Source organism: Methanobrevibacter sp. UBA412, assembly GCA_002495685.1.
GTDB classification, from domain to species: Archaea; Methanobacteriota; Methanobacteria; order Methanobacteriales; family Methanobacteriaceae; genus Methanobrevibacter_A; species Methanobrevibacter_A acididurans.
The window spans coordinates 36,106-53,279 of sequence record DAGJ01000012.1 but is presented as its reverse complement, the minus strand read 5'-3'; the positions used below and the strand labels follow the sequence as shown (position 1 = coordinate 53,279).

Sequence of the window (17,174 nt, the reverse complement as noted above, 5' to 3'; positions counted from 1 at the left end):
AAATGACTTTGGAAAATTCTGAAATGGAATATATTAAGGGAATTCTTGGGAGAAAAATGAATCCCTTAGAAGAGGGTATGTTAGATGTTATGTTTTCAGAGCATTGTTCTTACAAAAGTAGTAGACCTATTTTGAAAACATTTCCGACTGAAGGTGAAAACATAATTTTAGGTCCAGGAGATGATGCGGGTATAGTTTCAATAACTGATAAATTAGCTCTAGCTGTTGGAATGGAGAGTCATAATCATCCTTCTGCTATTGAACCGTATGGGGGTGCAGGTACTGGAATTGGTGGAATTCTTAGAGATATAATATCTATGGGTGCAAAACCGATTGCTTTATTAGATTCTATTCGTTTTGGTCCAATAGATAAAGATCAAAAATCTAGATATCTTTTTGAACATGTTGTAAAAGGGATTTCTGATTATGGTAATAGAGTTGGAGTACCTACTGTTGCAGGAGAAGTTGAATTTGATGAATCATTTAGAACTAATCCATTAGTCAATGTTCTTTGTGCAGGTTTAGTGGATAAAGATAAACTAGTTTATGGAATTGCACCTAATCCTGGAGATGTCTTCTTTTTGATGGGGGGCAGCACAGGTAGAGATGGAATTCATGGTGTTACTTTTGCTTCTGAAGAATTAACTTCTGATTCAGAAACAGAGGATAGACCTGCTGTACAAGTAGGTGATCCTTTTACAAAAAAAAGAGTAATGGAAGCTTCTTATGAAATAATTGAAAAAATTAATGTTTCAGGAGTAAAAGATTTAGGTGGAGGAGGATTAACTTGCTGTATTTCAGAATTAGCTGATTCTTCTAACAATGGAGCTATAGTGGATTTAAATTCTATACCTCTACGTGAAACTGGAATGACTCCATATGAAATAATGTTATCAGAATCACAGGAAAGAATGGTTTTTGTATTGAATCCTGATGATGTGGCTAAAGCTAAATCTATTTGTGATAAACATGAAATTATTTCAGAAGTAATTGGAGAAGTTACTGATGGAGATAATATGATTATTTTTGATGAAAATCAAGAAATTGCAAATTTACCTACTTTATTGTTAGCAGATCCTCCTTCTCTTAATCGTGAGATTAAAGAACCAATTAAAAATGATGTTTGCGTTAAAGTTAATGATCCAAAATTATCTGAGTCTTTAATAAAAATTTTATCTTCTCCAAATATTGCAAGTAAAAAATGGGTTTATAAACAATATGACCATGAGGTACAAATAAGAACAGTTGTTAAACCTGGAGATGATGCAGCAGTTCTTAAAGTAGATGAAAATACAGCTGTAACATTAACTGCAGATTCAAATCCTATTTACACAAAATTATCACCTTATGATGGTGGGGCAGGTTCAGTTGCTGAAGCAATACGTAATGTAGTTTCTATGGGTGCCACTCCTTATGCTATTGTTGATTGTTTAAACTTTGGAAATCCTGAAAATCCTGAAATTTTATGGCAATTCCAAGAATGTATTAAGGGAATGTCTGATATGGCTTCTAAATTTAAATCTCCAGTTATTAGTGGAAATGTTAGTTTTTATAATGAAATGGAAGGTGTAAAAATTAATCCAACACCTGCTGTGGGAGTTATTGGTGTTGAAAACTTAAAGAATATTCGAACTATGAATTTCAAAAATGAAAATGATAAAATAATCATAATTGGAAAAACTTATGATGAAGTTGGAGGTTCTGAATATTATAGATCTGTTCATAACATAGAACAAGGAAAAGCACCAAAAGTTAGAATTGATGAAGAATTTGATAATGCAAATGCTGTTTTAAATTTAATTAAAGAGGATTCAAATGAATTTATCACTGCAGTGCATGACTGTTCTCAAGGAGGAATTGCAGTAGCTTTATCTGAAATGGCAATTTCTGGAGAATATGGTTGTGAAATTGATGTATCAAAAATTCCGAAAGAGGATGAACTAACTATTAATAATTTAATTTATTCTGAATCTCATGGAAGATATATTATCACTGTAAAACCAGATGCATTAAATGATATTTTATCAAAAATTAATGTTCCTTGTAGTTGTATTGGGGAAGTTAAAGGAAAATCATTAATATTAGCTGATATAAATATCTCAATTAAAAAATTAAATGATTCTTACAATGGAGTAATAGAACAATATATGTCATAATAAATATGTGATGAGATGGAGAAATTATATGAAAGGTTTTTTTTCAAAATTAATGCCATTAGATGATGCTTTAGAAAAAGTAGATAATTTTCAAAAAATTATGGATATAGAAAAAATAGATATTAAAGATGCTCATAATAGAGTTTTGGCTGAAAATATATATTCTTTTCATGATTCTCCACCATTTGATAAATCTGCTATGGATGGTTATGCTGTTTTGGCGGAAGATACATTTGGAGCATCTAATAATAATCATAAACATCTTAAATTAATAGATTTTATAGGTGCGGGGGACTTTTCTGAAAAAACAATAAAATCGGGTGAAGCAATTAGGATAGCTACAGGAGCTCCAATTCCAAAAGGGGCTAATGCGGTCTTAATGGAAGAGTACACCTCACATGAGGGTAATGATTTAGATATTCATTCTCAAGTTAGTCCTAAAGATAATATTTCACCTTTAGGTGAGGATTTAAAAAAGGGAGATAAAATTTTAGATTCAAATACATTTATTAGATCTCAAGAGTTAGGTTTGATAGCTTCAGCTGGTTTTAAAGAAATAAAAGTTTATAAAAAACCTAAAGTAAAACTAATTGTTACAGGTAATGAATTAGTTGAACCTTCTTCTACTTTAGATAAAGCTAAAATAATTAATTCAAATAAATATACAATTTCTTCTTTAATCCAAAGTACAGGCGCTACTGTTGAAGTAGAACATGCTCATGATAATTTTGAGGAAGTTAAATCTATTCTTATTGAAAATTCAAAAGAGTTTGATGTTATCATAACTACAGGTGGAACTGCAATTAGTAAAGGGGATGTTGTTGTGGATGCTGTAGAAGATTCTGGAGAATTATTATTTCATGGTGTTTCTATAAGACCTGGAAAACCTGTAGGGTCTGGTATAATTAATGATACTATTGTTTTCACATTATCTGGTCAACCAGTTGCAGCTATGGCCCAATTTGATATTTTTGCAAGAAAATATTTAATTCAAATGCAAGGGCTTAATTTTGATTTTAAAATTGTTGAAAGAGAATCCTTACTAAAAATTCCATCAAATTTAGGTAGAACTGATTTTATTAGAACTTATGCTGATGAAAAATATGCAAAACATATATTAAATAGAGGTTCAGGAATTATTAGATCAATGGTTGAAGCAAATAGTTATATAATCATTGATGAAAATAATGAAGGAATAGAAAAAGGGGACCTTGTAAATTTAGTATTTTTTAATTCAATGATATGGGATAAATATTAATTCCTATTTTTAATATTTATTAATTTAATTTTTGTAAGTGAAAACATGAATGGAATTTGGTATTATGTTATAGCTTTTATTATTATTTGGTTATTCGCTCTAATTTTTAAAGATTATTTAGTCAAACATGATGTGGAAGTTGAATTTCCAGTATTATTATGGAAGACAAAAAGACTTAGGGGATTTATAGACAGAATAGCTAATAAATCTAAAAAGTTTTGGAAATGGTATATGAATATAGGAATCATTATTTCATTTGGTTTAATGATTTTCATGGCAGTAAGTTTAATTTACTCATTTGCCAATATATCTCAAACTCCTGCAGTTGGACTAGTTATTCCTGGAGTTGATATCCCAGGATCACCAATTTTTATACCATTTCTTTATGGTATTATTGGTTTAATCACAGTGATTATTATTCATGAATTTTCTCATGGAATATTAGCTAGAGTAGAAAATGTAAAAATTAATTCTATTGGTTTATTATTGTTTGCGATAATCCCTGGGGCTTTTGTTGAACCTGATGAAGATGAAATTAAACATTTGTCCAAATCTGGTAAGTTAAGAATTTATGCTGCAGGATCAATGGGTAATATGGTTCTTGCAGTTATTTCTTTAATCATTGTTTTGGTTTTATCTTCTGCTGTTGTTCCAATGTATTTTCATGAAGATGGGGTAAGCATTGATAGGGTTGTTTCTGATGCTCCTGCAGATGGGATTTTAAAATCTGGAATGGTTGTAGAGTCAATAAATAATCAAAGTTTTGATAATTCTCAAGGTTACATAAATACAATAAAAACATTTAGACCATATCAAACGGTTCATGTATCGACGGATCAAGGAATTTATAGTTTTAAGTTAGGAGAAAATCCAAATAATAAAACTTTAGGTTATATGGGTGTTCAAACAGTTAAACATTATAGTTTTAATAATGATTTAGGGAGTAATCAATTAAGTCCTGTTCTTTGGGTAATATTTCCAATGATTCAATTATTTAATTGGATTTTTTTCCTAAATTTTGCAATAGGTTCATTTAATTTATTGCCTATGAAACCTTTAGATGGGGGTTTGATGTTTGAAACATTATTAAGTTATAAATTGTCTGAAAAAACAGTTCAATTGTTGACAAAATTTTCATCTTATTTAATGCTAATGATAATTATAATAAGTTTAATTTATGGTTTTAGTGCAGCATTATTATAAAAAAATTTTTTAATTTTTTTATTTTTCTATAAAATATAATTTACATGTACATGATTCGTTTGAAATCATGATTTAAAATTAGTAACTTTTATATTTAAGGTTAAATGATTAATTATTTATATATGATTATTGTAATCATTTATTTTAATGTATTGTTTTTTTATTTTAAAGGACTTTATTTTATATTCAAAAAATAGATTATTGATTTTTAAGTTTTTTATTAAAAATAAAAAAAGGTTAAAGAAATTTATAAATTATATCTTTCTTTAATTCCTTCTAAAATTCTTGAATGGCGTCCTTCATCTTTAGAACTTTCTCGGAAGAAATCGCTTGCATCTTCAAGACCAGCTTCTTTTGCTTTATCAGAAGCTTCTCTTTTTTCAACATTAGCTTTTAATTCACCATCAAGCATCATATCAATATTTTCACTTAAAGTAGGCTTAATAACACCATTCATTTCAGCAAATCTTGCTGCATGTTCAGCTTCTTCAAATGCTAATCTTTTAAATACTTCAGCTAATTCTCCATAACCTTCACTTGATGCTTGTCTAGCCATAGCCATATAAATACCTACTTCAGCAGTTTCTCCTTTGAAATTTCCTGCTACTTCTTTTTCTACATCAGTATTAACTGTAGTTCCTATTTTACGTTCATATTCTGCCATATTTTTTCCTCCAATAATTTAAATTTTCATTTTAATATATATTTTACATTAATATTAATTTTTGGGTATGTTTATAATTCTAATTTTTTTGCAGCTGCTACTAAGTCTTGACCTAATTTATATGCTGCTATTTTTTCGTCTTCATTAGGTACATAATAAATTTCATCTTTTTCTATTACATCAAATCCAGAATCATTTAAATATTCTGCTAATATATCTGGTGATCCACCTTTTCCTCCCATGGATCCAAATGTTACAGCAGGTCTTTTAAATCCTGTTCTGTTGAAATGAAGACCTTTTAAATAGAATAAAATATCTCCCATACTTGGGAATGGGTAATCATTTATTGTTGGATCACCGAATGCTACTGCTTTACTAGTTAAAATACTTTTAACAATTTCACTTCTTTCATCTTCATGTAAATAAAACATTTCAACATCATATCCTTCGGCAATTGCACCTTCTGCAATTTCATGTGCCATTGTTTGAGTTGAGTAATGCATTGTATCATATACTATAGTAATTTTATCTTCTGCTAATTTTCCAGTAGCCCATCCACTGTAAGCATTAATAACTTTCATAGGGTCTGTCCATATTTGACCGTGTGATGGTGCAATCATTTTAATTTTATCTAATAAATCTAATTCTATAATTTCATCAAATTTTTTTAGAACTTTTTTAGAAAGAGGAGTAATTAAATTTGCATAAAATTTTTTTGCCCCATCCATAAGTATTTCATCAGGAATATCTTTATCAAATCTTTTGGTGAAACATAAATGTTGTCCAAATGCATCATTTGGGAATAAAATTCCATCTTCTACTAAGAGAGTGAACATACTGTCTGGCCAATGAAGTAAAAATGCATCTAAAAATGCAAAGGTTCTTCCACCTAAATCTAATGAATCTCCAGTACCTACAGTTTGGAAATCTAATCCTTGAAGTGCGGGGTAATGTTTTTCTAATCCTTTTACAGCTATTTCACTACAGTATATTGGAGCTTCAGGGAATCTTTTATGGAGATCTACTAATACTCCACTGTGATCTTTTTCAACATGGTTTTGTATGATATAATCTATGTTTACATCTTTTCCTTCTTGTTCGAATGCATCATCTATACGTGCCATAATTTCTTCGGTTTTTCCTGGATATGCATTATCAATTAATGCAGTTTTATCTTTTCCAAATACTAAGTATGCATTGTAAGTAGTACCATCTAATGTGTATCCATGATAAGATCTTAAGTCCCAGTCAAGTACACCTATCCAGTATACTCCTTCAGCGATTTTTTGAGCTTTTGCTTTCATTTTTTCCCTCTAATATTTTTTTAGAAATTATTAAAAACATGTTCGTATTTACTAGAACATTAGTTTTATTTTATTAATTTATAATATATAAAGGTATTGTTTTAATAAAATATTTGATATCATTATTTTTCAATGAAATATAAAATTAAGTAAAAAATATCCAAAAAAAATTAAAAATATTATTAAATAAAATAATTATTATTTCAAGTTAAGTCTATCTATTTAATAAGATTTCATTGATATTAAAAATATGCTAAAACTATTAGTAATTATAGGAACAAGTATAAATATTATAAATATTAAAATTAATTATAAGCTTATAATTATAAAATTAAAATTTTTTTTATTAATTAATAAAAGTCGTTAAATAGAGGCTAATAATGGATAATAATAATTTAGAATTAGAAGAGAAAGAACCTCCTATCCAAATTTTTTCAAAAATTGATGGAAAAATTGGAGTCAATGTTGTAAAAAGTCCTGTAAAACTTACAATATTATCAATGCTTAAAAATAATGAAATGGAATTTGATGAAATAGTTAAAAACACAGGAAAATCTAAATCCACCATTTCCGTTCATTTAAAATCATTAAGAGAAGATGGTATTGTATCTTACAAATTTGATCCAAATGATCATAGAAAAAAAATATTTTATATTAAATCCAGATGTTTAGGGGAAATTGAAGCTGCTGAACCTGTAGAATTGGAAGAACGAAAAATAGATTTCTTGATTGATAACATTCTTAATGAAACTAATTTTCAATTTTCTTTTTTATTATTCCATACTTTAAGATCTACTTTAATTCAAGAAGGAATAAATATTGACCCTATATTATTGGATACTGGAAGACATATTGGTGAAACAATATATGAAGAACTAAAAGATGATGATGTTAATGTATTTGCTGAAAATATTATAAATTTCTGGAAAGATAATGGTCTTGGAGAATTAAGTATTAAATTAGGTGATACAATTGAAATTACTTCAGTTGATTGTTTTGAATGTGGTTTACTTCCAAAAACCGGAAAACCTGCATGTTTTTTAGACGCAGGAATAATTGAATCTTTATTAGCATCTTATTTAAAACAAGTAGTTGAAGTGACAGAAATTAAATGTTATACTATGGGAGATAATTGCTGTACTTTCTTAGTCGAACCTACTGATGAAGAATTCATTCCTTTAGTTGAATCAGAATAAATTTTAAAATAACTAAAAATTTTAGTTATTTAATTACTTTTTTTATTAAATTTGATTAAAGTAGTAGTTAAATAAGGTTTATCTTTAGAAAATCCTTTTATAATTTTCTCATCTTTCATACTACATTTTTCAACAGAAAATACTTCTTTTTCTTCAGATTTAAAATTAATAATATTTTCAAGTTCATCAGTATTTCTTGAAGGTTTCATTAAAACAATAGAATCACCTTCTGTTAATATTGATTCTATTCTATTATCAATTTTAGGGACTATACTAAGAACTTCATTTTTTTCAACTAATGGCTTACCAATACTTGATGCACATGCAGTACATGCAGTAATTCCTGGAACCATTTCAACAGTGTAATCTGTGAATAATCTTTTTTGCACATAAGAAAATGTTGAAAAAATAGCAGGATCCCCTAATGTTATAAATGCTACGTCCAGTCCTTTATCTAAAAAATTGGATATTATTCTTGAAGCATCATCCCAATGTTTTTCTAGAATATTTTTATCTTCAGTCATTGGAAAAATAGGATCTAAAATTTTTAATGTATCCTTATCTTCTCTATCTTCAATAATAGGTTTAATTATTGATAAAGCTATACTATCTTTTTCTTTTGAGGATTTTGGGGAACATATCACAGGAATTTTTGATAGAATATTTGCTGCTTTTATAGTTAATAATTCTGTGTCTCCAGGCCCAACTCCAATTCCAATTAGTTTTCCTTTTTTTACCAAATTTATCACTTTAATAATTATTTTAAATTACTCATCTTATTAAATTTTTATTATACATTTCATTTAATAAATATCTTTTATTTTAAATTAAATTTTATATTACTTTTCACATACTCTAGGTTTATTTATTTATATTATCAGATTCAATATTTTAGTAAAAGAGTAATTCTATTTTTTGTCTTAAGTGGATGTTAAAAAAGTTAATTTGTTGCAAAATTAATCAACAAAAGATATTAAAATAGCTAAACATTTTAAAAATACATATATGAGTAATAATATGAGTTCCGAAACAGAATATATAAAATTAGATAATTTTAAAAAATCTAAAACTAAAAAAAAATTAGAAGAAGTAAAAATACCTCAATCTTATTCATTTGAAGATAATTCTTTACCTAAAATTCAAATTGATTTTTTAAAAAATAAATATCCCAATATTAATGAAAATATTATAGAAAATTTTCCATTTAATAACCCTAGACCAGGTCAACTTGAAATAATCGAAGATATAGAAGATGCTATTTCTAAGGGTTATAAATATATAATTTTAGAAGCAGGTACCGGAACAGGTAAATCAGCTATTGCCACAACATTAGCTAGAATGTATGAATCTGCATATATATTAACAATGACTAAACAATTACAATCTCAATATATGAATGAATTTCATTTTCCTCTTGTTAAAGGGAGATCCAATTTTGGTTGTTTGAATGAAAATTTAGACACAACTTGTGATATGGGAACATGTAAAACATCACCTTCTTCCTCTAAATTTACCTGCCCATTTGGAGTAGTAAAAAATCCAACTCTTGATGCTACAGAAGCTTTTGAAGATTCTAATGGAGGTGTTTTATTTTATCAATCTGAAAATCATTGTAATTATTGGCAACAAAAAGCAAATGCTATAAATTCTCCAATAACTTTAATGAATTACGATTATGCTATTTTAGAATTAAATTATGTCAAACATTTCGGTCAACGTAGTTTATTAATCCTTGATGAAGCCCATAATATAGAAAATAAATTAATGAGAATTTTAGAATTAAATCTTTATAATAAACGTTTAGAAAAAGATATTCATAAAGTTATAAGTCCTAAAACTCTTTATAATGGAGGAATTGAGGATTGGATCAATGAAATAGATGCAATTTATGATGCATATAAAGATATAGATATTAAAGATCTTCCAAAAAATAAAATAGAAAGAATTAATTCTACTACATTTAGATTGAAGAAATTGAAAGAAAATCTTCAAAAAGAACCTCGAAATTGGGTTATAGACCCTACCGATGAAGGAGTTTCTTTTAAACCACTTAGAATTCATCACTATGCTGAAGATTATTTATTTAAATATGGGGATGTTGTAATCTTTTTAAGTGCTACTATCTTATCTCATAAAATGTTCTCTAAATGGTTAGGACTTAATCCAAAAGAAGTTTACCATATTAAAGCAGATAGTCCATTTCCTCCTGAAAAAAGGCCAATTGAACTTAAATTAGCTGGAAAAATGTCTGCTAATAGAGTAAAACACACTGCTCCAAAAACTCTCCCAATACTTAATAAAATCCTTAAACTACATGAGAACGATAAAGGATTAATACACACAAACAGTTATAAATGTCAAAATTATATAACTCGTAATTTACCAAATTCACGTTTGATTTCTCATAATTCCACTAATCGAGAAAGAATTTTAAAATATTTTGAAAAAAATCAGGAGCCATTAGTTTTAGTTTCTCCATCAATGAGTGAGGGTGTGGATTTACCATATGATAAATGTAGATTCCAAGTTATATACAAAATACCATTTCCTTATTTGGGAGATAAACAAGTTAATATGAGAAGAAAAAGAGATCAACGTTGGTATGCATATAAAACAGTCATGACATTAATGCAAGCATATGGTAGGGGAATGAGAGCTGAAGATGATTCTTGTGTAACTTATATCCTTGATAGTGATATAAAAATGTTACTTAAAAGTCCATTATATAAATCTTTAATTCCTGACTTTTTTAAAGATGCAATAATCATTGATGATAATTTTTGAATATTTAATAAAAAAAGACGGACCTAGGGGGATTTGAACCCCCGATCTCGGGATCCGAAGTCCCGCGTCATTCCAGGCTAGACCATAGGACCATTATTTAATATTATATTAAAAATATAATACTATTAAATAATTTAATTTTTATTATTAATAAATCCTTAGTATTTTTTAAATATCAAAACATATTATATAATACTGTAATTTTTATAAAGATTGTAATTTTTTAAAATTAAATGTATAAAAAGATATTATTAAGGGAGTATTTAATGTTAACTAAAAGAATTATTCCATGTTTAGATTGTGATTTACAGATTCCAGAAGGTAGAGTTGTTAAAGGGGTTGAATTTAAACAAATTCGTTATGCAGGTAATCCTGTAGAATTAGCTACTCGCTATTATGAAGATGGTGCTGATGAAATAGTTATACTGGATATAACAGCTTCTCATGAAAGAAGAGGGACCATGAAAGAAGTTATTGAAAGATTAACTGAGAATGTTTTCATCCCTATATGTGTAGGTGGAGGAATACGTAAAGTAGAAGATTATGTAAATATGCTTAAAGCTGGAGCGGATAAATGTTCTACAAATACTGCAGCTATTCATAATCCTAATCTTTTAACCGAAGCTGCTGAAGTTGTGGGTTCCCAAGCAGTAGTCATAGGTATAGATGCTAAAAGAAGATATATTGATGATGAAACTCAAGCACTTGATAAGAATGTAATAGAAACAGATAAAGGTCTTTGTTGGTTTGATTGTAGTATATATGGAGGTAGAGAATTTACTGGTATTGATGCAATTTCTTGGGCTCAAAAATGTCAAGAGAAAGGGGCAGGTGAAATATTATTGACTTCTATGGATGGTGATGGAACTAAAGATGGTTACGATTTAGATCTTACAAAAGCTATAAATGATAATGTGGATATTCCTGTAATAGCTTCTGGAGGAGTTGGAACACCTGAACATATTAAAGAAGCATTTACAATTGCTAATGCAAGTGCTGCTTTAGCTGCAAGTATATTCCATTTTAATGAATATCCTGTTCCAGTTGTAAAAAAATATTTAAAAGAACATGGTGTTAATGTTCGTATGTAATAGGATGTTAAAATGATGAAATTTAATAAATTAATAAATTTGGAATTAACTCAATCATCTGGTCAAACTTCACAACCTCCATGGGTTATAAATGAGGAAGGTGAGTATCAAAGTTTATTAATTTTAAAAGAATCTCCTGTGCTTATAAAATTATCCCAAAAGAATTTTAAATCATTCAATTTAAATTATGAATTACCATTAAATTTAGATTCATCCATTAATAAAAAATCGTTAGAAAAAGAAATATGTTCTGAAATTGTTAAAATATATAATTTAGATTTTGATTTAGATAAATTTTACAAGTTTTTAATGATGGATTCTAAATTAATTGATTCTATAAAATTTTGTAATGGGTTACGCCTATTTTTAGCTAAAAATCCTTTTGAATGTATTATTTCATCTATTTGCAGTGCTAATAATTCAATTAATCGTTGGACTAAATCTATTTCTCAAATCAATTACAAATGGGGTAAAGAAATCTTATTTCCTTCTGGAAATTTTTTCACATTTCCTACTCCCTCAACTTTATCTAAAGTTTATGAAGATGATTTAGAAGAATATGAAGCATTAAACCATCATACAGAGATTGAATGTTGTGTTAATAATCTTAAATCATGTGGTGTGGGTTATAGGGCTAAATATATGAAAAAAACTTCAGATATATTTACAAATCAACTAAATTATAATGATATATTTAAAATGGAATATGATGAAGCATTTCAAACTATTATAAAAATTCCAGGTGTTGGCCCTAAAGTTGCGGATTGTATTTTATTATATGGTTTTGGTTTTAAAGAAGCTTTTCCTTCTGATGTATGGATAAAAAGAATAATATCTAATCTTTACTTTAATGGTGAAGATATCTCTGCCAATAAAGTTCGTGATTTTGGAATGGATAAATTTGGAGATTATGCAGGATATGCACAATTATACCTTTTTCATTATGCTCGTAAATCTGGTTTAATGGATAAATTAACTAAAATTTAATTAAGTAGGAAATTATATGAAAGATATTAATTACTCCATTTCAGATGAAAAAAATTATACTATCAACCAAATTAAAAAAATTAAACAGGAATTTGGCAATATTCAAGGATTATCCAATATTTTAGAACATACTAAAAACTTATTTGGTTGTGAGATTTACTTAAAAATTTTTAAAGAAGCTAAAAATACTGCAGAAAAAGATTATGAGAGACTAAATATTTCCGTTGATAAAAATTCATCTAATAATGAATCATTTTCTAACAAATATCCTCAATTAACTTATGCTTCTGTTTTAAGTAAGCCTTTAATTTATTTGCCCTCATTACATGGGGACTTAATAATATATACTATGTTTATTAGTACATTTACATTATTATCTACTATTTGTAATGTTAAATCATCTCACTTAGTTCGTGTTGAAAGAATATTTAACTTAATGGATAAAGTAATGGTTTTATTTGATGAATTTAATCAAGATTTAGATTATACTCCACCTACTCAAAATTTTTATGACAAATTAAAGACTATAAAATGGGATAAAAAAAGTAAAAAACTTTTTAGTAAAATTCAAAATATTAGAAATAATATTACAAATGTTAATTCTAAGAATATGGATATGTACAATACTAGATTTAATTTAACAGAAAATTATTTATTAATATTTTTAGCTGCTTCTAGTGCAGTAAAAAGAGAAGATAAAAATATAACTATGGAAGATGTTGTTCGATCACATAAAACTTATTATAAATTAATTAATATGGATTTAAAAGATTTTTTATAAAAATATTTTTTTAAAATATCTTATAATAAAAAAGAGTTTTGTAAAGGATTTTATCCTTTAACTCTTACTTTATTCATGACATCTCCTTGTTCTATAGCATTTACTACATCCATACCTTCAATAACTTTTCCAAATACAGTGTGTACACCATCAAGATGAGGTTGAGGAGAATGAGTTATGAAAAATTGGCTTCCTCCAGTATCTTTACCTGCATGAGCCATAGATAATGCTCCTACGCCATGTTTATGAGGATTTCCTTCAGTTTCACATTTAATTGTGTATCCAGGTCCACCTGTTCCATTACCATTTGGATCTCCACCTTGTATTACAAAATCTGGAATAACTCTATGAAAAGTTAAGCCATCATAAAATTCTGAATTTGCAAGTTTTTCAAAATTTGCTACGGTTCCTGGTGCTTCATTGGGAAATAATTCTAATATAATATTTCCTTTTTCTGTTTCTATAGTTGCAGTTTTCATTTTTTTAACTCTTTAAATATTTTTTAATTATATTTTTTATATATTAAATTAATCTATATAAATTAATCTAATTTTATTCTTTTACATAACTAACTTTTGTTTTTCCATCTATTATGTTTTTGTAATCTTCATAATTTTCTTTTAGGAGAGTAGGGATATCCAATTCATATGGACATCTTTCTTTACATTTATTACAATGTGTACATTCCTCGATTTGTTTCATCATCTTCTGATTATCTTCAGTTAAATATAACTCCGGGGGGAAACGTCTTAAAAATAATGACATTCTTGCACACATAAATATTTTGATATCAACAGAACAAGGAGAACAATATCCACATCCTCTACAAAATTCCCCAATTAAATCTTTTTTATCATTATTTATATCTTCGATTAATTTTTTATTTAATTTAACAGGAGATTTTAAATTATTAAGGGCTTCATCTAATTCTTTTTCCTTTTGTATTCCCCAAATTGGTAAAACATTATCATATTTTTCCATAAATCCAAAACTAGCATATCCATTGGTAATTAATCCACCTGAAAAAGCTTTCATTGCAATGAATCCTACATCTTCTTTTTTGCATGATTTAATTATATTTAAATCTTCTTTTCCACTTAAATAAGAAAAAGGGAATTGTAATGTTTCATATAAACCACTATTTATAGCTTCATCTGCCAAATTCAACTTATGAAATGTAATTCCTATATGTTTTATGAATCCTTTTTCTTTAGCTTCAATCATTGCTTCATAAAGACCAGTATTATCATTAAGTTTTGGGACAAATGGGGGATTATGGAACTGATATAAATCTATATAATCAGTTTGTAATTCTTTAAGGCTTTGATTTAAATCTTTCCAAAAATCTTCGACATTTAAAGCCCTTGTTTTAGAAGCAATTACAACTTTATCTCTGACATTATTAAGAGCTATACCTAACTTTTTTTCACTGTCAGTATAAGCACGGGCAGTATCATAATAATTTATACCTCCTTCGTAAGCTTTTTGAATTATTTTAATACTTTCTTTCATTGGAACTCTTTGAATTGGTAATGCTCCAAACCCATTTTTATTTACTACTATTTCAGATTTACCTAATCTTACATTCACCATAAAATCAACTCATACATAATTTAAATTTATAATTGTACTTATTTATACTTTAAAAAACATAATTTATAATCACATTTTATTATAATAAACTAATTTTATGATTTACTAATAATATTAAAAAAAATATTTTAAGAGGAATAATATGAATACTGATGAAATTATTGATACATATGATAAACATATAATGCATACTTATGGGAGACAACCTATAGCCTTAGATCATGGTCATGGACAATTTGTTTATGATATAGACGGGAATGAATATTTAGATTTTTTTGCAGGTATAGCAGTTAATAATGTTGGACAAACTGATGATAAAGTGGTAAATGCTATTAAAACTCAAGCTGAAAAAATGATTCATTGTTCTAATATATACTATAATGAACCTGCAGCTATTTTATCTAAAAAAATTGCAGAATTTTCAGGATTAGATAAAGTATTCTTTTCAAATAGTGGTGCTGAAGCAAATGAGGCTGCTATTAAATTAGCAAGAAAATACACCGGAAAAGGGGATATTGTTGCAACTTATAATTCTTTTCATGGAAGAACAATGTTAACAGTTACTGCGACTGGTCAAGATCAATATAAATTACCATTTAAACCATTACCTCCTGGTTTTAAACATGTAAATTTTGGTGATATGAATGCGATGAAAGGAGCTATAGATGATAATACTGCAGCTGTATTGATTGAAATAATTCAAGGTGAAGGCGGGTTAAACATGGCTCCTGAAGGATATTTTGAAGAATTGGATGCTTATTGTAAAGAAAAAGATGTTTTATTAATTATTGATGAGGTTCAAACTGGTTTAGGAAGAACTGGAAAAATATTAGCTTCACAATACTTTGATATTAAACCAGATATAATTTCTCTTGCTAAGGGTTTAGGTGGAGGAGTTCCTATAGGTGCAACTTTAACCTCAAATAAAGTGTCTGAAGGTTTTGTTCCAGGGGATCATGGATCTACCTTTGGAGGAAATCCATTATCTTGTGCTGCAGCTAATGCTGCAGTTGATGAAATTATTGAAAAAAAATTATCTGAAAATGCAGAGGAAGTTGGAAAATACTTAAAAAATAAATTTTTAGAATTAAAATCTAAATATGATTTTATAACTGAAGTACGAGGATTAGGATTATTAATAGGTATTGAATTAAATATGCCTGGTGGAGAAATTGTTGATGAAATGAGAAAAAGAAGAGTATTAATTAATTGTACTGCCGGTAATGTTTTAAGATTTGCTCCACCACTTTTAATTTCTAAATCTGATGTTGATAAAATGATTCCATTATTAGATGAGGTATTTTCAAATATTAATTAAACATTAAAAAAATATAAATGTTTTAAATTACCCAATTCTTTTTTTCTAATAACTTTTTTAATCCTTCTGTAATATTTAATGTTTTTATTTTTTTTATATCTGCCCAAGTATAATCTTCATGTTCATTACTTATTTTAACTTCCCAATTTTCAGGAATTACATAAATAATTATTTGTACAGTTCGTCTATTGATAAAATCTTGTTGTATAGCCTCATAAAAATCTCCTAATCTTACATTTAAATTTGTTTCTTCTTTAAATTCTCTAATTAGTGCTTCATCAAAGAATTCACATTTTTCAACTTTTCCTCCAGGAAGTTCCCATTGACATGCTCCAGTTTTAGATTTAGAATGTCTTTTTATGAGTAAAATTTCATCGTCTTTTTTTACAATTCCTCTCATTGTTAATCCGTAAGGTTTTACCATAATTTATCACACTATATAATTCATTTTTTTTCAAAAAAATTCACATATTTTATTTTTAAAATTCTCTTCATTGATTTATTTATTGTTCGTTAAATAGATAAATTATCTTTAATTTTTAGAATATTTTATTTTTACTTATTATTAATTAAAAATTTAGTTTATACGTGATGTTCTAAAATATATTTTTTTGTTAAATTTATATTTAAACCATTATAAAGAAATAAATTTCTAATATGAAATTTAATATGACTTAAATTAAATTTAAGAACATACCGTATTGAAAAAGTTAATTGAATTTTTATAAATTTTATTAATTTATTCCGAGATTAATTATATATAATAATAACAATAAATTTTTTTAATAATGAATATTATATTGAATCTAGTTAAATATTCAAAAAATAATAATTAATTT

The 17,174-nt window shown here is 27.0% G+C and carries 15 protein-coding genes and 1 tRNA gene; 9 read left to right on the top strand and 7 right to left on the bottom strand.

The window, feature by feature from the left end:
* Positions 1-2: 2 nt before the first annotated feature.
* From purL to BP997_RS03700, 3 genes are read left to right on the top strand one after another with little or no spacing between them, the layout of a single operon-like run.
* Positions 3-2,156, top strand: a complete 2,154-nt coding sequence (gene purL / locus BP997_RS03710) for a phosphoribosylformylglycinamidine synthase subunit PurL (RefSeq protein ID WP_413824986.1) — start codon at positions 3-5, stop codon at positions 2,154-2,156.
* 28 nt (positions 2,157-2,184) lie between these two features.
* Entirely contained in the window at positions 2,185-3,414 is a 1,230-nt protein-coding gene (gene glp / locus BP997_RS03705; protein ID WP_409198221.1) for a gephyrin-like molybdotransferase Glp, read from the top strand.
* A gap of 45 nt (positions 3,415-3,459) precedes the next feature.
* Positions 3,460-4,617, top strand: a complete 1,158-nt coding sequence (locus tag BP997_RS03700; RefSeq protein WP_409198220.1) for a site-2 protease family protein — start codon at positions 3,460-3,462, stop codon at positions 4,615-4,617.
* 247 nt (positions 4,618-4,864) lie between these two features.
* On the opposite strand, the gene BP997_RS03695 is transcribed toward BP997_RS03700, so the two are convergent.
* Together BP997_RS03695 and BP997_RS03690 are read right to left on the bottom strand one after the other, a co-directional pair.
* On the bottom strand, positions 4,865-5,281 hold the full coding sequence (locus tag BP997_RS03695) for a ferritin-like domain-containing protein (RefSeq protein ID WP_409198219.1): 417 nt from the start codon (positions 5,279-5,281) through the stop codon (positions 4,865-4,867).
* A gap of 71 nt (positions 5,282-5,352) precedes the next feature.
* On the bottom strand, positions 5,353-6,585 hold the full coding sequence (locus tag BP997_RS03690; protein ID WP_409198218.1) for an FprA family A-type flavoprotein: 1,233 nt from the start codon (positions 6,583-6,585) through the stop codon (positions 5,353-5,355).
* Positions 6,586-6,965: 380 nt separating this feature from the next.
* Here BP997_RS03690 and BP997_RS03685 point away from each other — a divergent pair, with 380 nt between their 5' ends.
* A complete protein-coding gene (locus BP997_RS03685) occupies positions 6,966-7,781 on the top strand; it encodes a V4R domain-containing protein (RefSeq protein WP_409198217.1) in 816 nt (271 codons plus the stop codon).
* Positions 7,782-7,810: 29 nt separating this feature from the next.
* Here the strand turns inward: BP997_RS03685 and cobI are convergent, their stop codons facing one another.
* On the bottom strand, positions 7,811-8,521 hold the full coding sequence (gene cobI, locus BP997_RS03680) for a precorrin-2 C(20)-methyltransferase (protein ID WP_409198216.1): 711 nt from the start codon (positions 8,519-8,521) through the stop codon (positions 7,811-7,813).
* 265 nt (positions 8,522-8,786) lie between these two features.
* On the opposite strand from cobI, the gene BP997_RS03675 reads away from it, so the two are divergent.
* Entirely contained in the window at positions 8,787-10,565 is a 1,779-nt protein-coding gene (locus tag BP997_RS03675) for a helicase C-terminal domain-containing protein (RefSeq protein ID WP_413824988.1), read from the top strand.
* A gap of 18 nt (positions 10,566-10,583) precedes the next feature.
* Here the strand turns inward: BP997_RS03675 and BP997_RS03670 are convergent.
* Positions 10,584-10,657, bottom strand: a tRNA-Arg gene (locus BP997_RS03670).
* A gap of 174 nt (positions 10,658-10,831) precedes the next feature.
* Between BP997_RS03670 and hisF the strand changes: the two genes are divergently transcribed.
* The 3 genes from hisF to BP997_RS03655 are packed head-to-tail and all read left to right on the top strand — an operon-like array spanning position 10,832 to position 13,424.
* Positions 10,832-11,656 carry an imidazole glycerol phosphate synthase subunit HisF gene (gene hisF, locus BP997_RS03665; RefSeq protein ID WP_413824991.1) on the top strand — a complete coding sequence of 275 codons (825 nt, stop codon included), beginning with the start codon at positions 10,832-10,834 and terminating at the stop codon, positions 11,654-11,656.
* A gap of 15 nt (positions 11,657-11,671) precedes the next feature.
* The gene (locus tag BP997_RS03660) at positions 11,672-12,643 is read left to right on the top strand and encodes a DNA glycosylase (RefSeq protein ID WP_413825042.1); all 972 of its coding nucleotides are present in this window, start codon (positions 11,672-11,674) and stop codon (positions 12,641-12,643) included.
* A 16-nt stretch (positions 12,644-12,659) separates the two neighbouring features.
* Complete coding sequence (locus BP997_RS03655; protein WP_413824993.1) at positions 12,660-13,424, top strand: hypothetical protein; 765 nt, start codon at positions 12,660-12,662, stop codon at positions 13,422-13,424.
* Between the two features lie 50 nt (positions 13,425-13,474).
* On the opposite strand, the gene BP997_RS03650 is transcribed toward BP997_RS03655, so the two are convergent.
* Positions 13,475-13,903 carry a peptidylprolyl isomerase gene (locus BP997_RS03650; protein ID WP_409198212.1) on the bottom strand — a complete coding sequence of 143 codons (429 nt, stop codon included), beginning with the start codon at positions 13,901-13,903 and terminating at the stop codon, positions 13,475-13,477.
* A gap of 73 nt (positions 13,904-13,976) precedes the next feature.
* A complete protein-coding gene (locus BP997_RS03645; RefSeq protein WP_413824995.1) occupies positions 13,977-15,017 on the bottom strand; it encodes an aldo/keto reductase in 1,041 nt (346 codons plus the stop codon).
* A gap of 142 nt (positions 15,018-15,159) precedes the next feature.
* On the opposite strand from BP997_RS03645, the gene BP997_RS03640 reads away from it, so the two are divergent.
* Positions 15,160-16,335 (top strand): aspartate aminotransferase family protein, encoded by a 1,176-nt coding sequence (locus tag BP997_RS03640; protein ID WP_413824997.1) that lies wholly within the window; start codon positions 15,160-15,162, stop codon positions 16,333-16,335.
* A gap of 22 nt (positions 16,336-16,357) precedes the next feature.
* Here the strand turns inward: BP997_RS03640 and BP997_RS03635 are convergent, their stop codons facing one another.
* Positions 16,358-16,759: an NUDIX hydrolase gene (locus tag BP997_RS03635; protein WP_413824999.1), complete on the bottom strand. Its 402-nt coding sequence runs from the start codon at positions 16,757-16,759 to the stop codon at positions 16,358-16,360.
* Between the last annotated feature and the right edge of the window lie 415 nt (positions 16,760-17,174).